The organism is Cellulosimicrobium sp. SJTW-1, from assembly GCF_047716875.1.
Lineage (GTDB): Bacteria > Actinomycetota > Actinomycetes > Actinomycetales > Cellulomonadaceae > Cellulosimicrobium > Cellulosimicrobium funkei.
Window position 1 is genome coordinate 2,899,821 of sequence record NZ_CP136680.1, and the last position, 17,459, is coordinate 2,917,279.

The window sequence follows — 17,459 nt, forward strand, 5'->3', positions numbered from 1 at the left end:
TGGTCCTGGCGCGTCCGCGAGACCGGACGCGCCAGGACCACCTGGTCGGCGAGGTGCGGGCGGGCCTCAGGAGTGCGGCACCGTCGCGGTGATGAGGGTGCCGTCCTCGCGGCGGTTGCCGGAGAGGGCGCGCAGGCTCGGGCGGCCCGGCCTGACCGGGCCCTGGCCGTCGAGCGCGACGCGCGCGACCTCGCCCGGGACGACCTTCACCTGCTCGCCGCGCACGACGACCTGCGCGCCGTCGCCGGTCTCGGCGTCGAGCTCGATCGCGTCGGGCAGCACGGTGACGCGCAGCCGCGAGCCGCGCCACTGCACGCGGAACGTGAGCGACTCCCACTCCTGGGGCAGGCGCGGGTCGAACGTGAGGTCGCCCTCGGAGTCGCGCATGCCGCCGAACCCGTACGCGAGCGCGGACCACGTGCCGCCCGCGGACGCGACGTGCACGCCGTCGGACGCGTTGGCGTGCAGGTTCGCGAGGTCGACGAAGATCGACGACACGAAGTACTCGAGCGCGAGCTCGTGGTACCCCACCTCGGCCGCGACGATGGACTGCACGACGCCCGAGAGCGTCGAGTCGCCCGTGGTCAACGGGTCGTAGTACTCGAAGTCGGCGAGCTTCTCCTCGGCGCTGAAGTGCTGCCCCTGGAGGAACAGCGCGAGCACGACGTCGGCCTGCTTGAGCACCTGGTAGCGGTAGATGACGAGCGGGTGGTAGTGCAGCAGGAGGGGCCGCTTGTCCTCGGGCGTGTGCGCGAGGTCCCAGATCTCGCGCTCGAGGAAGTGCGAGTCCTGCGGGTGGATGCCGATGCTCTCGGCGTACGGGATCGACATGTGGTCGGCCGCCCGGACCCACTCCGCGGCCTCGTACGCGCCGAGCGAGAGCCGGTCCACGAGACGCGCGTAGTCCTCGGGGTGGTCGGCCTTCATGCGCTCGACGACGTACGCCGCGGCGCGCAGGTTGAAGCGCGCCATGACGTTCGTGAAGAGGTTGTCGTTGACGACGGTCGTGTATTCGTCCGGCCCCGTGACGCCGTGGATGTGGAAGTTGTCGTCGCCGTTGGCGCGCCAGAAGCCGAGGTCCTCCCACATGCGCGCGGTCTCGACGAGGATGTCCGCGGCCTCGCGGCGCAGGAAGTCCTCGTCGCCCGTCGCGCGCACGTACTGCACGAGCGCGTAGCTCACGTCGGCGTCGATGTGGTACTGCGCCGTCCCGGCCGCGTAGTAGGCGGACGCCTCCTCGCCGTTGATCGTGCGCCAGGGGAAGAGCGCGCCCTTCTGCGACAGCTCCGCGGCGCGGCGCCGGGCGGCGTCGAGCATCTGGTAGCGGAAGCGCAGCGCGTTGCGCGCGTACCGCGGGCTCGTGTACGTGAGGAACGGCAGGACGTAGATCTCGGTGTCCCAGAAGTAGTGCCCGCTGTACCCGGAGCCGGTGAGGCCCTTCGCGGGGACGCCGTTGCCCTCGGCGCGCGCGGTGGCCTGCGCGAGCTGGAACAGGTTCCAGCGCACGGCCTGCTGGACGCCCGGCTGGCCGGGGATCTCGACGTCGGAGCGGGCCCAGAAGTCGTCGAGCCACTCGCGCTGGAGCGCGAGCTGGGCCTCGACGCCGGTCTCGCGCGCCCGGTCGAGCGTGCGCCGGCAGCGGTCCACGAGCTCGCGCGACGGCACGCCGCGCGACGTGTGGTACGCGACGAGCTTGGTGAGCCGGATCGGCCGCCCGGGCTCGGCGTGCACGCGGAACACGTGCTTCGCGAGGTCGTCCTCGGCGAGCGTGCGCACGTCCCACTCGTTCTCGGTCTCGAGCAGGTCGTCGGCCGCGACGGCGAGCGTCATGCCGGAGTTGGTGCAGCGGTAGGACAGCACGAGGCGCTCGTCGTCGCCGAACTGCGTCTGCGGCTGCAGCACCCGCCCGGTGAACTGGTTCGACTTGCGCGGGTCGAAGCCCTCCCCCAGCGACGCGGACCGCACGTGGTACTCGTCCTGGCCGTCCTGGCGGTTGAGGATCTGGGACGAGATCGCGACGGGCGCGGCCGCGTCGAGGAGCGTGACCTCGAACGTCATGACCGCGAGGTGGCGCTCGACGAACGACACCATGCGCTGCGAGCGGATCTGCACGCGCTTGCCCGACGGCGTGCGCCACAGCAGCTCGCGGCGCAGGACGCCGTCCTGGAGGTCGAGCGAGCGCTCGTAGTCGATGAGGTCCGCGACGGGCAGCAGGAGGGGCTCGTCGTCCACGTAGAGGCGGATGACCTTGGCGTCCGGGACGTTGACGATCGTCTGCCCGACGCGCGCGAAGCCGTACGCCTCCTCCGCGTGCCGGATGGGCCACGTCTCGTGGAAGCCGTTGACGAACGTGCCGTGCGAGTGGGACTCGCGGCCCTCCTCGACGTTGCCGCGCATGCCGAGGTAGCCGTTCGCGACGGCGAACAGCGTCTCGGTGACCCCCAGGTCCTCCGCGGAGAACTGCGACTCGACGAGCCGCCACGGGTCGGCCGGGAAGCGCAGGCGGTCGACGGTGCCGCGCTCGTCGGCGGTCCGGCGGATCACGCGCCCGCCTCCTCGTCGGCGGGGGCGGTCACGGCGGGACGGACGGCGTCGGCGGTCGCCGCGCGAGGACGGTCGAGGACCGTCGCGTCGAGCTCGCCGAGGTCGGCCACGACGACGTCGGCCCCGTGCGCGAGCAGCGCGTCCGCGCCCACCCCGCGGTCGACGCCGAGCACGAGCCCGAACCCGCCGGCCGCGCCGGCCTGCACGCCCGAGAGCGCGTCCTCCACGACGACGGCCTCCGCGGCGGGGACGTCGAGGAGCTGGGCCGCGTACAGGTACGTGTCCGGTGCGGGCTTGCCAGCGACGTGCTCACGCGCCGCGACGTTCCCGTCCACGACGACCGCGAACCGGTGCGTGAGCCCGGCCGCCGCGAGGACGGCGGGCGTGTTGCGCGACGACGACACGACGGCGACCGCCGCGCCCGCCGCGGTCACGGCGTCGAGGAACCGGACCGAGCCCGGGTACGGCGCGATGCCCTCCTCGGCGAACATGCGGTTGACGATCTCGTCCTTGCGGTTGCCGAGCGCGCACACGGTGGACTCCCCCGGCGCGTCCGTGACCTCGCCGCGCGGCAGCGTGACGCCCCGCGACGCGAGGAACGTCGCGACGCCGTCGTACCGGGGCTTCCCGTCGATCGACGCGAAGTAGTCCGCGGCGGTGTACGGGGCGAGGCCGTGCGCGGCGCAGTAGGGCGCGAACAGCCGTTCCCAGGCGCGCATGTGGAGCTCGGCGGTCGGCGTGAGGACGCCGTCGAGGTCGAACAGCACGGCTCGCAGGACGGGCATGGAGATCCTTCGCGGTGGGGGGACGAGGGTCTGCGCCCGGCCGTTCCCGCGCCGTCCGGAGGCCGCGGGACGGCCGTCCGCACGTCGCCGTCGTGACCGTCGCGCGAGGTCAAGCGTACGCACCCGGAGCCGTGCGCGGAAAGCGCTCAGGGCGTGTCCGGGCGACGCTCAGGCGTGGGCGCGCTCGGCCAGGACGTCGGCGACGCGGCCGAGGTTCGCGAGCAGCGCGCGGTGCTCGTCGGGCGTGCCGGCGACCCCGCCACCGAGGTCACCCCCGACGCCGGACCGCGGCGCGCCGAGGAGCGTCACGTCGTCGAGCGCGGGCAGCCCGAGCCCGATGCGGCGCCACGGCACGCTGACGAGGTCGGCGAGCTCACCCAGCGCCGGCCCCGCGCACTGCGAGACCTTCGCGGGCGGCAGCGCGGCCCAGAGGCGCACGCCGCGCTCGACCGCGCGCGCGACCGTCTCCCAGGACCGCTCGTCCCAGGCGCCGAGCGTCAGGCCGACCGCGTCGGCGCCCGCGAGGACGACCGGCGCGACGCCCACCCAGGCGGGGCCCACGTGGACGACCGTCGACGCGGACGCGGCGCGCGCGGCGTCGAGCACCGGGCGCAGCCCGTCCACGAGGTCCGGGCCTGGGACGGTGCGCAGACGCGAGTAGCCCGAGAACGTGGGCAGCACGCCCGCGCCCACCTGCGCGAGCAGCGGCTCGTCCACCTGCACGACGACGTCCGCCCCCGGGACCTGGCGGCGCACCTGCGCGACGTGCTCGGCCACGCCCGCGGCGAGCGCCTCGACGACCTCGCGCACCGCGCCGCGGTCGGACAGCACGCGGTCGCCGCGCGCGAGGTACACCTCGGCGGCGAGCGTCCACGGCCCGGTGACCGTCACGGCGAGCGGCCCCGCGTACCCGGCGCCCGCGATGGCGAGCGCCTCCACGTCCTCGCGCAGGTACGCCTCCGCGCGGCGCAGGTCCGCCCCGCCGTGGTCCGCGAGCTTCCAGCCGTGGGGGCCGAGCTCGACGGGCAGCCCGGGCAGCAGCGCCGCCGTCCGCCCCGTCGCGTCGGCCCCGGGCCCGCGGCCCGGGAGCTGGACGAGGAACGGCACGCCCCGCACGCCCGTCGGCACGTCGGCGAGGTCGCCGAGCACCGTGAGCTGCGCCTCGAGGACGTCCGCGCCCTCGCCGCCGGGCCACGGCCCGAGCCCGCTCACCGCGGTCATGCCGCACCCCCGCGGGCCGCCTCGCGCGGGAGACCGCGCACCTCGTCACGAACCACGTGCCGTCCACCTCTCTCCAGGAGCACACCGGAACACCGAGCCGTGCCGCGACCCCGCCGGGGTCCGGGGGCCGCACGGCCGTCCCGCGGAAGGACCCCGCCATGGGCACGCACGAGAACAAGGCCGCCGCCGTCGCCGTGCACACGCACGCGATCCCGGGCAACCACGCCGACGCCGTCGCGGCGCTGCTCGCGCCGGGCTTCCGCAACCACGACGCGGCACCGGGCGGCGACGGCGGCGACGAGGGCCTCGTCGCGACCATGCACTGGTACGCGGACGCGTTCGAGGACCAGCACGTCGAGGTGCTGCACGCGGTCGCGGAGGGCGACCTCGTGGCGCTGCACGTCGAGCTCAGCGCGCGGCACACCGGCTACTTCCGCGGCGTCGCGCCGACGGGCCGCCGGTTCCGCGTCCGCGAGATGCACGTGCTCCGCTTCACCGAGGGACGCGCGGCCGAGCACTGGTGCGTGCGCGACGAGTCGGCGCTCGTGCGGGCGCTCGCTCACCCGGCGGCCGTCGGCGTCGGCTGAGCCTCCGGCTCGCGCGGGGCGCCGGAGCCTCGGCCGGTCCGGTACGCCCGGTCGACCGTGCCCTGCCCGAGCACGCGCGTGCCGGCGTAGACGACGAGCGACTGACCGGCCGCGACACCCCGGAGCGGCGTGCCCGTGAGCTCGACCTCGATCGACCCGCCGGGGACGGCGCGCACGCGCGCGGGGACGGGCGCGCCGTGCGCGCGCACCTGCACCTCGACGTCGGCCGCCTCGCCCGCGGGCGGGCGCGCGTCGTCGAACCAGACGGCGGACCCCGCCTCGATCCGGTCGACGCTCAGCAGCTCGGCCGGGCCGACGACCACCCGGTTGCTCGCGGGCTGGACGTCGAGCACGTAGCGCGGGCGGCCGTCGGGCGCGGGCCGGTCGATCCCGAGCCCCTTGCGCTGCCCGACCGTGTACGCGTAGGCGCCGTCGTGCTCGCCGAGCACCGTGCCCTCCGCGTCGACGATCTCCCCCGGCCGTGCGCCGAGGCGCGCGCGCAGGAAGCCCTGGGTGTCGCCGTCGGCGACGAAGCAGATGTCGTAGGAGTCGGGCTTCGCGGAGACCGACAGACCCCGCCGCGCCGCCTCGGCGCGCACCTCGTCCTTCGACGCGAAGCCGCCGAGCGGGAAGATCGCCCGCGCGAGCCGCTCGGGACCCATGACCGCGAGGACGTACGACTGGTCCTTCGCCGTGTTCGGGGAGCGGTGCAGCTCGCGCACCGTGCGCACCCCGTCCGGCGCGGACGCGTCGGGGACCTCCCGCGTCTCGACGCGCGCGTAGTGGCCGGTCGCCACCGCGTCGAACCCGAGCGCGGTCGCCTTGTCGAGCAGCGCCTCGAACTTGATGTGCTCGTTGCAGCGCACGCACGGGTTGGGCGTGCGCCCGGCCTCGTACTCGGCGAGGAAGTCGGCGACCACCGTGTCCTCGAACCGCTCGGAGAGGTCCCACACGTAGTACGGGATGCCGAGCACGTCGGCCGCGCGGCGCGCGTCCCCCGCGTCCTCGATCGAGCAGCACCCGCGCGAGCCGGTGCGGAACTGGTCCCGGTCGCGCGAGAGCGCCATGTGCACGCCGACCACCTCGTGCCCGGCCTCGACCGCGAGCGCCGCGGCGACGGCCGAGTCGACGCCGCCCGACATGGCGGCCAGGACCCTCACGCGGCACCCCCCGTGCGGCTCGTGACGCGCGTGCGCGCCGGGCTCGACGCGAGGCCTGCGGCCCGGGCGCGCTCCACGGCCCGGGGCAGGGCGTCGAGGAGGCGCGCGACGTCGTCGCGCGTGGACGTCACGCCGAGCGAGAAGCGGAGCGCACCCCGCGCGTCCGCCTCGGGGACGCCCATGGCGAGCAGGACGTGCGACGGCTGCGGCACGCCGGCCTGGCACGCCGAGCCGGTCGAGGCCTGCACGCCCGCGGAGTCGAGCAGGTAGAGCAGGGAGTCGCCCTCGGCGCCCGGGAAGGTGAAGTGGGCGTTGCCGGGCAGGCGGTCGACGTCGTCGTGCGCGCCGGGCTCGGGCCCGCTGAGGACGGCGTCCGGGACGCGCTCGCGCACGCCCGCGACGAGCTCGTCGCGCAGCGCGGCGAGGTGCGCGGCCCGCTCGGCCCGGTGCGCGACCGCCTCGGTGACCGCGACGCCGAACGCGCGGATCGCGGGGGCGTCGAGCGTCCCCGAGCGCACGCCGCGCTCCTGGCCGCCGCCGTGCAGCACGGGCGTGAGCGGGGCGTCGCGCCGGGCGACGAGCGCGCCGACGCCGACCGGGCCGCCGAGCTTGTGCCCGGAGACGGTCATCGCGTCGAGACCGCTCGCGGCGAAGTCGACCGGCACCTGCCCGACGGCCTGCACGGCGTCGGAGTGCACCGGGATGCCGTGCGGGCGCGCGAGCTGCACGACCTCCGGCACGGGCTGCAGCGTCCCCACCTCGTTGTTGGCCCACATGACGGAGATCAGGGCGATCTCGTCCGCGTGCTCCGCGATCTCGGCGCGCAGGGCGGCGAGGTCCACGCGCCCCTCGGCGTCCACGGGCAGCAGGACGATCTCGGCGCCCGCGTGCTCCGCCATCCAGAACGCGGGGTCGAGCACCGCGTGGTGCTCGACGGCGGACACGACGATGCGCCGCCGGCGCGGGTCGGTGGTGCGCCGGCCCCAGAACAGGCCCTTGACCGCGAGGTTGTCGGCCTCCGTGCCGCCCGCCGTGAAGACGACCTCGCTCGGTCGCGCGCCGAGCGCGGCGGCGACCGACTCGCGCGCCTCCTCGACCGTGCGCCGCGCGGCGCGCCCCGCGGCGTGCAGCGACGACGGGTTGCCCGTGCGGGTCAGCTCGTCGACGAACGCGTCGCGCGCCGCCGGGGACAGCGGCGTCGTGGCGGCGTGGTCGAGGTACGCCGTCACGGGAACGGGGGTCGGCCCGCCGTGCGCGCCGGGGCGGGCGCCGGTCGCGGGGCCGGGAGCAGGGGTCACGGTCACCCAGTCTACGAACCGCAGGGCCGCGCTCGTGGTCCGAGGGGTGGGCGGCGCTGGACATCCCGGCGGAAAGCGCTAGGTTGTGGGACATCTACGCCCGGCCGTCGCCGGGCGCTCGCCCGGTCGCAGGACCGCCGTCGCGCGCCACACGTCGCCGCGGGACGGGAACGTGCCGCGGGCGGGACCGTCCAGCCACCGACAGGGGAAGTGGCCTCTCGATGCCCGACGACGTCGCGCCGCCCGCCGTCGAGGCCGCCGGGGACGTCCCGGTCGCCTCGGGCGGCCGGCGCCTGCTCTGGGCCGACCTGCCGCTCGCGCTGCGCGACGAGCTGGAGGCGGTCGCCGGGGGCAGGGTCGTGCACGAGCGGTCGGTCCCGGCGGGGTTCAGCCCGGGGCTCGCGTCCGTCCTCACGCTCGACGACGGCACCCGCCTCTTCGTCAAGGCCGCACGGACCGCCGACGAGCCCGTGGCCGCCGACCTGCACCGCGCCGAGGCGAAGGTCGCGACGCGGCTGCCCCGCGCGGTCCCGGCGCCGCGCTTCGCCTGGGGCCACGGCGACGGCGACTGGGTCGCGCTCGCGTACGAGGCGGTCGACGGGCGCTCGCCCGGCACGCCGTGGGACCCGCACGAGCTCGACCGCGTGCTCGCGGCGCTCGTCCGCGTCGCGTCCGTGCCCGGCGCCCGGGCGATGCGCCTGCCGCCGACCGGCCCCGACTTCGCCGACATGGCGACCGGCTGGCGGGCCCTGCGCGCGCACCCCGACCCCGGCCTCGCCACGCTCGTGCCCTGGGCCGCGGCGCACCTCGACGCGCTCGCGGAGGCCGAGCGCGGGGCGCTCGTCGCGTGCGAGGGCGAGTCCTTCGTGCACGGCGACCTGCGCGCCGACAACGTGCTGCTGACCCCGGAGAAGGTGTACCTCGTCGACTGGCCGTACGCGTCGCGCGGCGCCGCGTGGCTCGACCTCGCGATGCTCCTGCCGAGCGTCGTCATGCAGGGCGTCCGGGAGGTGTGCGAGCCCGTCACCGTGAGCGCCGACCCGGCGCGACGCGCACGCGGGGGCGCCTGGGCGGCTGCGACGTTCGCCGCGCACCCGCTCGGCCAGGACGTGCACCCCACGGACCTGCGCGCCGTCGTCGCGGGGATCGCCGGGTACTTTCTGCACTCCGCGCGGCAGCCCGCGATCCCGACCATCCCTCGCCTGCGACCGTTCCAGCGCGCCCAGGGCGTCGCGGCCGTCGCGTGGCTGGAGCAGCTCGGGCTCTGAGCGCGTGACGGCCCCGGCGCCGTCGTGGCGCCGGGGCCGTCGTGGCGTGGGGCCCGGGCGTCAGTCCTGCCAGACCTGCACGACCGCGGGCCGCGGCCCGGCGAAGGCTCCCGGCGGCACCGGGGCGCCCGGCGTAAGGTAGTCCGGGAAGTGCGACACCTGCGCGTCGAACGTCCCGTCCTCGCCGGGGTGCTGCACCGCGACGTAGACCATGCGGTCCGCCGAGTCCACGACGGGCCCGCACGTCTCGGCGCCGCGCGGCACCGAGAGGAACTGCTCGACCCGCCCGCGCTCGCGGCCGTCGAGCGTGACCTTGAACAGGCCGTCGCACTTCTGGATCGTGCTCGGCTGGCCGTCGGTCGAGATCCACAGGTTGCCCTCGGCGTCGAACGCGAGGTTGTCCGGGCACGAGATCGGGGAGACCTTCTCCTTCGGGTAGCCCGAGAAGTAGGTGGAGGTGTTCGTCGCGGGGTCGCCCGCGACGAGCAGCAGGTTCCAGCGGAAGGTCAGCGACGCGGCGTCGTCGCGGTCCTCGACGATCTCCACGACGTGCCCGTCGCGGTTGGTGTTGCGCGGGTTCGGCTCGGTCGCGGCCTCGGCCGCCGCCGGCCCGCGCGCGGTGTTGTTGGTGCACGCGACGTAGACGCGACCCGTGACCGGGTTGGGCTCGACGTCCTCGGGGCGGTCCATCTTCGTCGCCCCGACCTTGTCGGCCGCGACGCGCGTGTAGACGAGCACCTCCTCGACGCTCATGCCCTCGACCTCGCTGCGCCCGTCGACGACGAGCGGGACCCACTCGCCCCGGCCGTCGAACGCGCCGTCGGACGGCACCGCGCCCGAGCCGTCGATCTCGGACGCCGGCGAGTCGCCGCGGAACCGCGCGACGTACAGCGAGCCCTCGGTGAGCAGCGTCTTGTTGTGGCGGCGCGCGCCCTCGCTGTTCCCCGGGCGCATCGTGCGCGACGAGACGAACTTGTACACGTAGTCGAAGCGCTCGTCGTCGCCCATGTACGCGACCGCGTTCCCCCGGCGCGAGAGGATCACGTTGGCGCCCTCGTGCTTGAACCGGCCGAGCGCGGTGTGCTTCACCGGCGGCTCGTCGGGCGCGTACGGGTCGATCTCGACGATCCAGCCGAACCGGTTCGGCTCGTTCTCGTACCCGGGGTTGCGGGCGTCGAACCGCGGGTCGTCGAGCTCCCACCCGTACCCGGTCGCGGCGTCGCGCAGGCCGTAGCGCGCGTCGTGACCCGTGCCCGACGTGCGGAAGTAGCCGTTGTAGTTCTCCTCGCCCGAGAGCACGGTGCCCCACGGGGTCGTGCCGCCCGCGCAGTTGTTGAGCGTGCCGAGCACGCGCGTGCCCGACGGGTCGGCGACCGTCCTGACGAGGTCCGACCCCGCGACGGGCCCGGTGAGGCGGAACTCGGTCGTCAGGTGCACGCGGCGGTTGTACCGGCTGTCGGCCACGTAGTCCCACGGCGTCCCGGTCCGACGACGGCGCACCTCGACGACGGACATGCCGTGCGCCGCGCGCTCGATCGCGCGGCGGGTCGGGGCGTCGTACGAGGCGTCGAACATGATCGCCGGGTTCGTGTACTCGTGGTTCGCGACGAGCAGCCCGCGCGTCCCCCGGCCCGGCCCCTTGCCCGCGCCACGGCCGCCGGCGAGGGCGTGCTGGCGCTCGAACGGCAGGATGTCGAGGTAGTCGTTGTTGTAGCCGAACTGCCGCGCCTGCTGCTCCGGGGTCTGGCGCGAGACGTCGAACGGCGCACCGCCGCGCAGGATCGGGTCGCCCCAGCGGATCACCGGGCGCCACCGGTAACCCTCGGGGACGACGAGCGCGTCGCGCGTCGCGGGCTGGGGCGAGATCGCGCCGAACGCGAGGCCCTTCTGCGGGCGGCCCCCGCCGTGGCCGCCGTGCGCCACGACGCCCTGGGCGGCGGCGGACGGCGCGGCGACGGTCTGCGCGCCGAGCACGACGGCCGCGGCTCCCACCGCGAGCCCGCCGAGCAGCGCGCGGCGCGACAGCGCGCCCGCGACCACGTCGCGGAACGTCTCGTTCGCGCTCTCGTTGGGGACCGGGTGCGAGCACGCGTCTGCGCACTTCAGCCGGCAGGTGACGGGGCTGCGCTTGCCGCGCGCGTGCGGCGCGACGGAGAGCAGGGGGCGATGCTCAGGGGCAGGCGTGATCGTCATCGGTCGTCTCCACGGGTCGGGGGGCCTCCCCGTCACCGAGGAGTCGGCCCGACGCTAGGAACGATCGATGACCGGCCGGCCACCGCCCGGAGGACACCGGGTGAACTCTCGGCGCCGGCCGGGTGATCAGCCCTGCGACGCCCGGTGCTCGCGCAGCACCTCGGCCGCCTGCGGCAGCACGTCCGCGAGGTCGCCCACGACCGCGAAGTCCGAGATCTCGAACAGCGGGCACTCCGGGTCGTTGTTCACCGCGACGATCACCTGCGAGGCCTGCATGCCGCCGCGGTGGTGCGGAGCGCCCGAGATGCCCGCGCCGATGTACAGGCGCGGCGCCACGGTGACGCCCGTCTGCCCGACGAACTGGTCGTGCCAGCCCTCGTAGACGGCGTCGCGCGTCGCGCCCACGGCGGCGCCGAGCGCGTCGGCGAGCTCGACCACGGGGCCGAAGTCGCCGTTCGTGCCGCGGCCCCCGGCCACGACGATCGCGGCCTCCCCGAGCGCGGGGCGCCCCGCGCCCGCGGACGCGTCGACCGTGCGGGACACGACGCGCGCCGCGGTCGCCGCCGGCGTCAGCTCGACGCGCAGCGCCTCGACCTCGGTCGCGACGGCGGCGTCCGCCGGCTGCGGCACGACCGAGTTCGCGCGGAGCGTCAGCACCGCCGGGTCGGTGAGGATCTCGCTGCGCACGTCCCACGAGCCCGCGAAGACGCGCTTGTCGGCCACGAGGTGGGTGCCGTCGTCGTGCAGCGCGGAGGCGTCGACGACGAGGCCGGCGCCCGTGAGGAACGCGAGGCGCGCCGCGGCCTCCTTGTTCGGGAACGACGACGTCAGCAGGACGGCGTCGGCGTGCGACGCGCGCGCGGCGGCGGCGAGGACCTCGGCGACGACGGGCGTCAGGTGCAGCGCGTCGCCGGTGACGACCTCCCCGCCCGACGACGGCTCGGCCTGGCGCACGAGCGCGACGCCGTGCGCGCCGAGCTGGGCGAGGACGCCGACGCTCGGCGCCTCGAGCGCGACGGCCTCCACGCGCCCGAGCGCGCGGCCGAGGGTGATCAGCTCCAGCACGGGCGTCCGCAGCTCGGTGGCCGCGGAGTCGAGGAGGACGAGGACGGTACGGGCCCCGGGGGTGCTCATGTGCGGACGCCTCTCAGACCAGGTCGTTGCGGATGAGGAACTCGGCGAGGGCGCGGCCGCCCTCGCCCTTGTCGACGACGATCTCGGCGTCGGGGCGCGGCGGCCGCGGCGACGCGTCGAGCACGCGCGTGCGGGCTCCGGCGTCGCCGACGAGCGCGGCGTCGACGCCGAGGTCGGCGAGGCTCCACGCCTCCACGGGGCGCGTGCGCGCCGCCATGATGAGCTTGAAGTTGGGCATGCGCGGGTCGTTCGCGTGGTCGGTGACCGACACGACGGCGGGCAGCGGCGCCTCGAGGACCTCCTCGACGCCGTCGAGCTCGCGCGTGACGCGCGCGGTGCGCGCGCCCGGCTCGCCCTCGACCTCGAGCTTCCCGGCCAGCGTGAGCTGCGGCAGGCCGAGCTCGGCCGACAGGAGCGCCGGGACGACGGAGCCCAGGCCGTCGAGCGCGGCCATGCCCGTGACGACGACGTCCACCGGGGCCTCGTCCGCGAGGCGGCGCACCGCGGCGGCGAGCACGCGCGCGGTGCCGAAGTAGTCGGAGCCCGCGATCGCGTCGTCGCTCACGCGCACGCCGCGGTCCGCGCCGAGCTGGAACGAGCGGCGCACGGCGCCGTCGGCGTCCGGCCCCGCGACGGTGAGCACGACCACCTCGCTGGTCTCGCGCTCCGCCTCCGGCAGCGCCTCCTTGAGGCGCAGCGCGGCCTCGACCGCGTTCTCGTCGAGCTCGTTGAGCGTGCCCTCGTCGGCCCGGCGCACAACGCGGCCGTCCTCGAAGCCCCGGTCGGCGTGGATGTCCGGGACGTACTTCACGGCGACGACGATCCGCATCGGTTGCTCTCCCTGTGCGCTGGGCGGTCGGCCGGAGAGGTACCCGGCCCGCTCCGCCGAAGCCTACCGGCGGGCGACCGGAGGAGCCGGTGACACCCGCCACAATGGACGGGTGCACGAGCCGTCGCCCGACCCGAGACCCGCCCCGCCGACCGCGCCCGGGAGCGTCGACCGGCACGCCCTCGTCCCGCCGCTCGGGGTGCGCCCCGCCGGGGACGGCGTCGACGTCGCCGTGCTCGCGTCGCACGCGACCGCCGTCGAGCTGTGCCTCGTGGACGTCGTCGACCCGGCGCTGCCCGCGCACGACCCGGCGCGCTACCGCGAGTGCCGGGTCCCGCTCGCCGGGCCGGCCTACGGCGTCTGGCACGCGCACGTCCCGGGCGTCCGCCCCGGCCAGCGCTACGGCTTCCGCGTCCACGGCCCGTGGGAGCCCGCGGCCGGGCTGCGCCACAACCCCGCGAAGCTGCTCGTCGACCCGTACGCGCGGGGCCTCGTCGGCGAGCTCGTCGACGACCCGGCGATCCGCGGCCAGGTCGGCGACGACCCGTACGGCCCGCCCGACCCGCGCGACTCGCTGCCGTTCGTCCCGCACGCCGTCGTGGTCGCCGAGCCGGCCGGGACGCTCGCTCCCCGCCCCCGCGTCCCGTGGCGCGACACGGTGGTCTACGAGGCGCACGTGCGCGGGCTCACGCAGCGCCTGGAGGCGCTGCCCGAGCACCTGCGCGGCACGTACGCGGGCGTCGCGCACCCGGTGGCGATCGAGCACCTGCGGAGCCTCGGCGTGACCACCGTCGAGCTGCTCCCCGTGCACGCGAACGTGCCGGAGCCGCACCTGCTCGCGAGCGGCCGCACGAACTACTGGGGCTACTCGACGCTCGGGTTCTTCGCGCCCCACGCCGCGTACGCGACGCGCGCCGCGCAGGACGCCGGGCCGGCCGCCGTGCTCGACGAGGTGCGCGGCATGGTGCACCTGCTGCACGAGGCGGGGATCGAGGTCCTGCTCGACGTCGTGCACAACCACACGTGCGAGGGCGGGGCCGACGGGTACCACCTGTCGTGGCGCGGCCTCGACAACGCCGGGTACTACCTGCACGACGGTGGCACGCCCGCGCGCCTCGCGGACGTCACCGGGACGGGCAACTCGCTCGACTTCCGCCGCCCCGCGGTCGTGCGGGCCGCGCTCGACTCGCTGCGGTACTGGGCCGAGGTCGTCGGGGTCGACGGCTTCCGGTTCGACCTCGCCGTGACGCTGGGCCGCGGCGCGACCGGGTTCGACCCGGACCACCCGTTCCTCGTCGCGCTCCAGACCGACCCGGTGCTGTGCGGGCTCAAGCTCGTCGCCGAGCCGTGGGACGTGGGCCCCGGGGGCTGGCGCACCGGCCAGTTCCCGCCGCCGCTCGCGGAGTGGAACGACCGGTTCCGCGACGCGGCCCGCCAGTTCTGGCTCGCGGACGCGCGCGAGGCGTCGCACGGGCGCCCGGGGCACGGCGTGCGCGACCTCGCGACGCGCCTCGCGGGGTCGGCCGACCTGTTCGGCCACTCGGACCCGCCGCTCGTGCGCGGGCCGGTCGCGTCGGTGAGCTACGTGACCGCGCACGACGGCTTCACGCTCGCCGACCTCGTGGCCTACGACCACAAGCACAACCTCGCGAACGGCGAGAACAACCGGGACGGCACGGACGACAACCGGTCCTGGAACCACGGGCTCGAGGGCCCGGTCACCCCGGACGCCACCGCGGGCGGCGTGCTCGACGGGCTCGGCGTCGAGATCGCCCCGCTGCGGCGCCGCTCGATCCGCAACCTCCTCGCGACGCTCGTGCTCGCCGCGGGCACCCCGATGATCACCGCGGGCGACGAGATGGGCCGCACCCAGCGCGGCAACAACAACGCCTACGTGCAGGACGACGAGACGTCCTGGGTGTCGTGGGACCTGTCCCCGTGGCGCAAGGACCTGCTCGCCACCGCGCGCCACCTCCTCGCGCTGCGGCGCGAGCACCCCGCGCTGCGCCCCGACGCGTTCTTCACCGGCCGCCCGCGCCCGGCGGCGCCGGACGGCCCCGGCGGCGCGGCGTCCGGTGCGGGGGCTGGTGCGGCAGCCGGCACGGGGACCGGTGGGGAAGGCGGCACGGGGGCCGGCACCGCGGCCGGCGGCGGGCAGGGCCCCCGCCCGACGGCGGTGCCCGACCTGGCGTGGTTCGACGCCGACGGCGAACCGCTCGACCACGGGGCGTGGCACGACCCGGGCGTCCGGACGCTCCAGATGCTGCGCACCGCCCCCGAGCCCGGCGACGCCGACGTGCTCGTCGTGCTCACCGGGGCGCTCGACCCGGTCGACGTGACGCTCCCGCGCCTGCGGGCCGCCGCGGGCGGCGAGCCCGAGCGCTGGGAGCTCGTGTGGGACTCCGACTGGGAGCACCCGGACGACCCGGACCGCTCCCCGGGCGAGAGCGCCGCCCGCCCGGGCGACGTCGTCGGGCTCGAGGCGCTGAGCCTGCGCGTGTACGTCTCCCCCACCCCGCAGAGGTAGAGCCGAGGTCTCCCGAGGTAGAGCCGTGGTCCCCCGGAGTAGAGGTCCGGTCGCCCGGGGTAGAGGCCTGGTCGCCCGGGGTAGAGGCCTGGTCCCCGGAGTAGAGGCGTGGTCGCCCGCCCGGGTCTGGACACGTGCTCTACTCTTCCCGCATGAGTGACAGCGCGGTCGACTCCTCCCCCACCCCGCCCACGATCGAGGACCCCGAGGTCGTCGTCGTGGGGGCCGGGCTCTCCGGTCTCGTCGCGGCGACCGAGCTCACGGCCGCGGGTCGCCGGGTGATCCTGCTCGACCAGGAACCGGCGGCGAGCCTGGGCGGCCAGGCGTGGTGGTCGTTCGGCGGGCTCTTCCTCGTCGGCTCGCCCGAGCAGCGGCGCATGGGCGTCACGGACTCCGCCGAGCTCGCGTTCGACGACTGGCTCGGGTCCGCGCAGTTCGCGCCCGGCGCGGACCGCGGCGAGGGCCCCGACCGCCACGGCTACGCGTGGGCGCAGGGCTTCGTCAACTTCGCCGCCGGGGAGATGCGCGGCTGGCTGCACGACAAGGGCGTGCGGTGGTTCCCGCTCGTGCAGTGGGCGGAGCGCGGCGGGTACCCGGTGCGCTCGGGCGCCGACGGGTCCGCCGCCGGCGCGCACGGCAACTCCGTGCCCCGCTTCCACGTCACGTGGGGCACCGGCCCGGGCATCCTCGAGCCGTTCGTACGCGCCGCCCTGGACGCGCGCGCCGCGGGCCTGCTCGACGTGCGTTTCCGGCACCGGGTCACGTCGCTCGTCGTGACCGACGGCGCGGTGACGGGCGTGCGCGCGCAGGTGCTCGCGCCGTCGGACGCCGGGCGCGGGGTGCCGTCGTCGCGCGACGTCGTCGGGGAGGTCGAGATCGCGGCGAGCGCCGTCGTCGTGACCTCGGGCGGCATCGGCGCGAACCACGAGCTCGTGCGCTCCCGCTGGCCGCAGACGGCGGGCCGGCTCCCCGCCCGCATGCTCTCCGGAGTGCCCGACTCGACCGACGGGCTCATGATCGGCGTCGCCGCCGACGCGGGCGCGGCCCTCGTGCACGAGGACCGCATGTGGCACTACCCGGAGGGGATCGCGAACCACTCGCCGGTGTGGACGGACCACGGGATCCGCATCCTGCCGGGTCCGAGCTCGCTGTGGCTCGACGCCGACGGCAACCGGCTGCCCGCCCCGCTGTTCCCCGGCTTCGACGCCCTCGGCGCGCTCCAGCACGTCACCGAGCGCGGCGACGACCACTCCTGGTTCGTGCTCAACAAGGCGATCATGGAGTCGGAGTTCGCGCTGTCCGGCTCGGAGCAGAACCCCGACCTCACGGGCAAGGACGTGCGGCTCCTCGCCCAGCGGGTGCTGCCCGGCGCCGTCGGGCCGGTCGCACGGTTCGCCGAGCAGTCGCCGGAGTTCGTGTGGGCGGACACCCCCGAGGAGCTCGCCGCCCGGATGAACGCGCTCGTCGAGGCGACGCCGGGCTCGCGCGGGCACGTCGACCCGGCGGCCCTGGCGCGCGTCGTCCGCCTGCGCGACGAGCAGGTCCGCACGGGGCTGGGCAAGGACCCGCAGGTCGTCGCGACGGCGATGGCGCGCCGCTACCGCGTCGACCGGCTCATCCGCGTGTCGCCGCCACGACCCCTGACGACGCCGAAGGACGGGCCGCTGCTCGCCGTCCGCCTCTCCGTGCTGACGCGCAAGACGCTCGGCGGCCTGTGGACGGACACCTCCGCGCGGGTCCTGCGCGCGGACGGGTCCGTGCTGCCCGGGCTCTGGGCCGCGGGCGAGGCGGCCGGGTTCGGCGGGGGCGGCGTGCACGGCCACCGCGCGCTCGAGGGGACGTTCCTCGGCGGGTGCCTCTACTCCGGCCGTGTCGCGGGCCGCGCGGTCGCCGCCGACCTGGGCTGACCCGGG

Annotated in this window: 12 protein-coding genes; 4 read left to right on the plus strand and 8 right to left on the minus strand. The window is 76.1% G+C overall.

Annotation, left to right across the window (positions count from 1 at the left end; all coding sequences use genetic code 11):
* Positions 1-66: 66 nt before the first annotated feature.
* From RSE42_RS13170 to RSE42_RS13180, 3 genes are all read right to left on the minus strand, one after another.
* Positions 67-2,544, minus strand: coding sequence for a glycoside hydrolase family 65 protein (locus RSE42_RS13170; protein ID WP_021482269.1), 2,478 nt, complete (start codon positions 2,542-2,544; stop codon positions 67-69).
* Positions 2,541-3,329: an HAD family hydrolase gene (locus RSE42_RS13175; protein ID WP_061268720.1), complete on the minus strand. Its 789-nt coding sequence runs from the start codon at positions 3,327-3,329 to the stop codon at positions 2,541-2,543. Before RSE42_RS13175 ends, RSE42_RS13170 begins: the two co-directional genes overlap by 4 nt.
* Positions 3,330-3,497: 168 nt before the next feature.
* On the minus strand, positions 3,498-4,550 hold the full coding sequence (locus tag RSE42_RS13180) for a hypothetical protein (protein WP_415296560.1): 1,053 nt from the start codon (positions 4,548-4,550) through the stop codon (positions 3,498-3,500).
* Between the two features lie 158 nt (positions 4,551-4,708).
* Here RSE42_RS13180 and RSE42_RS13185 point away from each other — a divergent pair, with 158 nt between their 5' ends.
* Positions 4,709-5,137, plus strand: a complete 429-nt coding sequence (locus RSE42_RS13185) for an ester cyclase (RefSeq protein ID WP_163188928.1) — start codon at positions 4,709-4,711, stop codon at positions 5,135-5,137.
* On the opposite strand, the gene mnmA is transcribed toward RSE42_RS13185, so the two are convergent.
* Together mnmA and RSE42_RS13195 are read right to left on the minus strand one after the other, a co-directional pair.
* A complete protein-coding gene (gene mnmA, locus RSE42_RS13190; RefSeq protein WP_415296563.1) occupies positions 5,110-6,297 on the minus strand; it encodes a tRNA 2-thiouridine(34) synthase MnmA in 1,188 nt (395 codons plus the stop codon). The genes RSE42_RS13185 and mnmA overlap by 28 nt on opposite strands.
* A complete protein-coding gene (locus tag RSE42_RS13195; RefSeq protein WP_163188941.1) occupies positions 6,294-7,526 on the minus strand; it encodes a cysteine desulfurase family protein in 1,233 nt (410 codons plus the stop codon). The genes mnmA and RSE42_RS13195 overlap by 4 nt, the downstream gene beginning before the upstream one ends.
* 290 nt (positions 7,527-7,816) lie before the next feature.
* Here RSE42_RS13195 and RSE42_RS13200 point away from each other — a divergent pair, with 290 nt between their 5' ends.
* Complete coding sequence (locus RSE42_RS13200) at positions 7,817-8,863, plus strand: aminoglycoside phosphotransferase family protein (protein WP_137281228.1); 1,047 nt, start codon at positions 7,817-7,819, stop codon at positions 8,861-8,863.
* Between the two features lie 60 nt (positions 8,864-8,923).
* On the opposite strand, the gene RSE42_RS13205 is transcribed toward RSE42_RS13200, so the two are convergent.
* The 3 genes from RSE42_RS13205 to RSE42_RS13215 form a co-directional block, all read right to left on the minus strand.
* Positions 8,924-11,056 carry a PhoX family protein gene (locus tag RSE42_RS13205; RefSeq protein WP_415296564.1) on the minus strand — a complete coding sequence of 711 codons (2,133 nt, stop codon included), beginning with the start codon at positions 11,054-11,056 and terminating at the stop codon, positions 8,924-8,926.
* Between the two features lie 126 nt (positions 11,057-11,182).
* On the minus strand, positions 11,183-12,190 hold the full coding sequence (locus tag RSE42_RS13210) for an electron transfer flavoprotein subunit alpha/FixB family protein (RefSeq protein ID WP_085387578.1): 1,008 nt from the start codon (positions 12,188-12,190) through the stop codon (positions 11,183-11,185).
* Between the two features lie 13 nt (positions 12,191-12,203).
* Complete coding sequence (locus tag RSE42_RS13215) at positions 12,204-13,019, minus strand: electron transfer flavoprotein subunit beta/FixA family protein (protein WP_034655378.1); 816 nt, start codon at positions 13,017-13,019, stop codon at positions 12,204-12,206.
* A 112-nt stretch (positions 13,020-13,131) separates the two neighbouring features.
* Between RSE42_RS13215 and glgX the strand changes: the two genes are divergently transcribed.
* Positions 13,132-15,546 (plus strand): glycogen debranching protein GlgX, encoded by a 2,415-nt coding sequence (gene glgX / locus RSE42_RS13220; RefSeq protein WP_415296567.1) that lies wholly within the window; start codon positions 13,132-13,134, stop codon positions 15,544-15,546.
* 152 nt (positions 15,547-15,698) lie between these two features.
* A complete protein-coding gene (locus RSE42_RS13225; protein WP_415296569.1) occupies positions 15,699-17,453 on the plus strand; it encodes an FAD-binding dehydrogenase in 1,755 nt (584 codons plus the stop codon).
* The last annotated feature ends 6 nt before the right edge of the window (positions 17,454-17,459 follow it).

Bases quoted from the DNA above. Each gene is read 5' to 3' on its own strand.
- RSE42_RS13175 (WP_061268720.1), bottom strand. From the start codon at position 3,329: ATGCCCGTCCTGCGAGCCGTGCTGTTCGACCTCGACGGCGTCCTCACG.
- RSE42_RS13180 (WP_415296560.1), bottom strand. From the start codon at position 4,550: ATGACCGCGGTGAGCGGGCTCGGGCCGTGGCCCGGCGGCGAGGGCGCG.
- RSE42_RS13185 (WP_163188928.1), top strand. From the start codon at position 4,709: ATGGGCACGCACGAGAACAAGGCCGCCGCCGTCGCCGTGCACACGCAC.
- RSE42_RS13200 (WP_137281228.1), top strand. From the start codon at position 7,817: ATGCCCGACGACGTCGCGCCGCCCGCCGTCGAGGCCGCCGGGGACGTC.
- RSE42_RS13205 (WP_415296564.1), bottom strand. From the start codon at position 11,056: ATGACGATCACGCCTGCCCCTGAGCATCGCCCCCTGCTCTCCGTCGCG.
- RSE42_RS13210 (WP_085387578.1), bottom strand. From the start codon at position 12,190: ATGAGCACCCCCGGGGCCCGTACCGTCCTCGTCCTCCTCGACTCCGCG.
- RSE42_RS13215 (WP_034655378.1), bottom strand. From the start codon at position 13,019: ATGCGGATCGTCGTCGCCGTGAAGTACGTCCCGGACATCCACGCCGAC.
- RSE42_RS13225 (WP_415296569.1), top strand. From the start codon at position 15,699: ATGAGTGACAGCGCGGTCGACTCCTCCCCCACCCCGCCCACGATCGAG.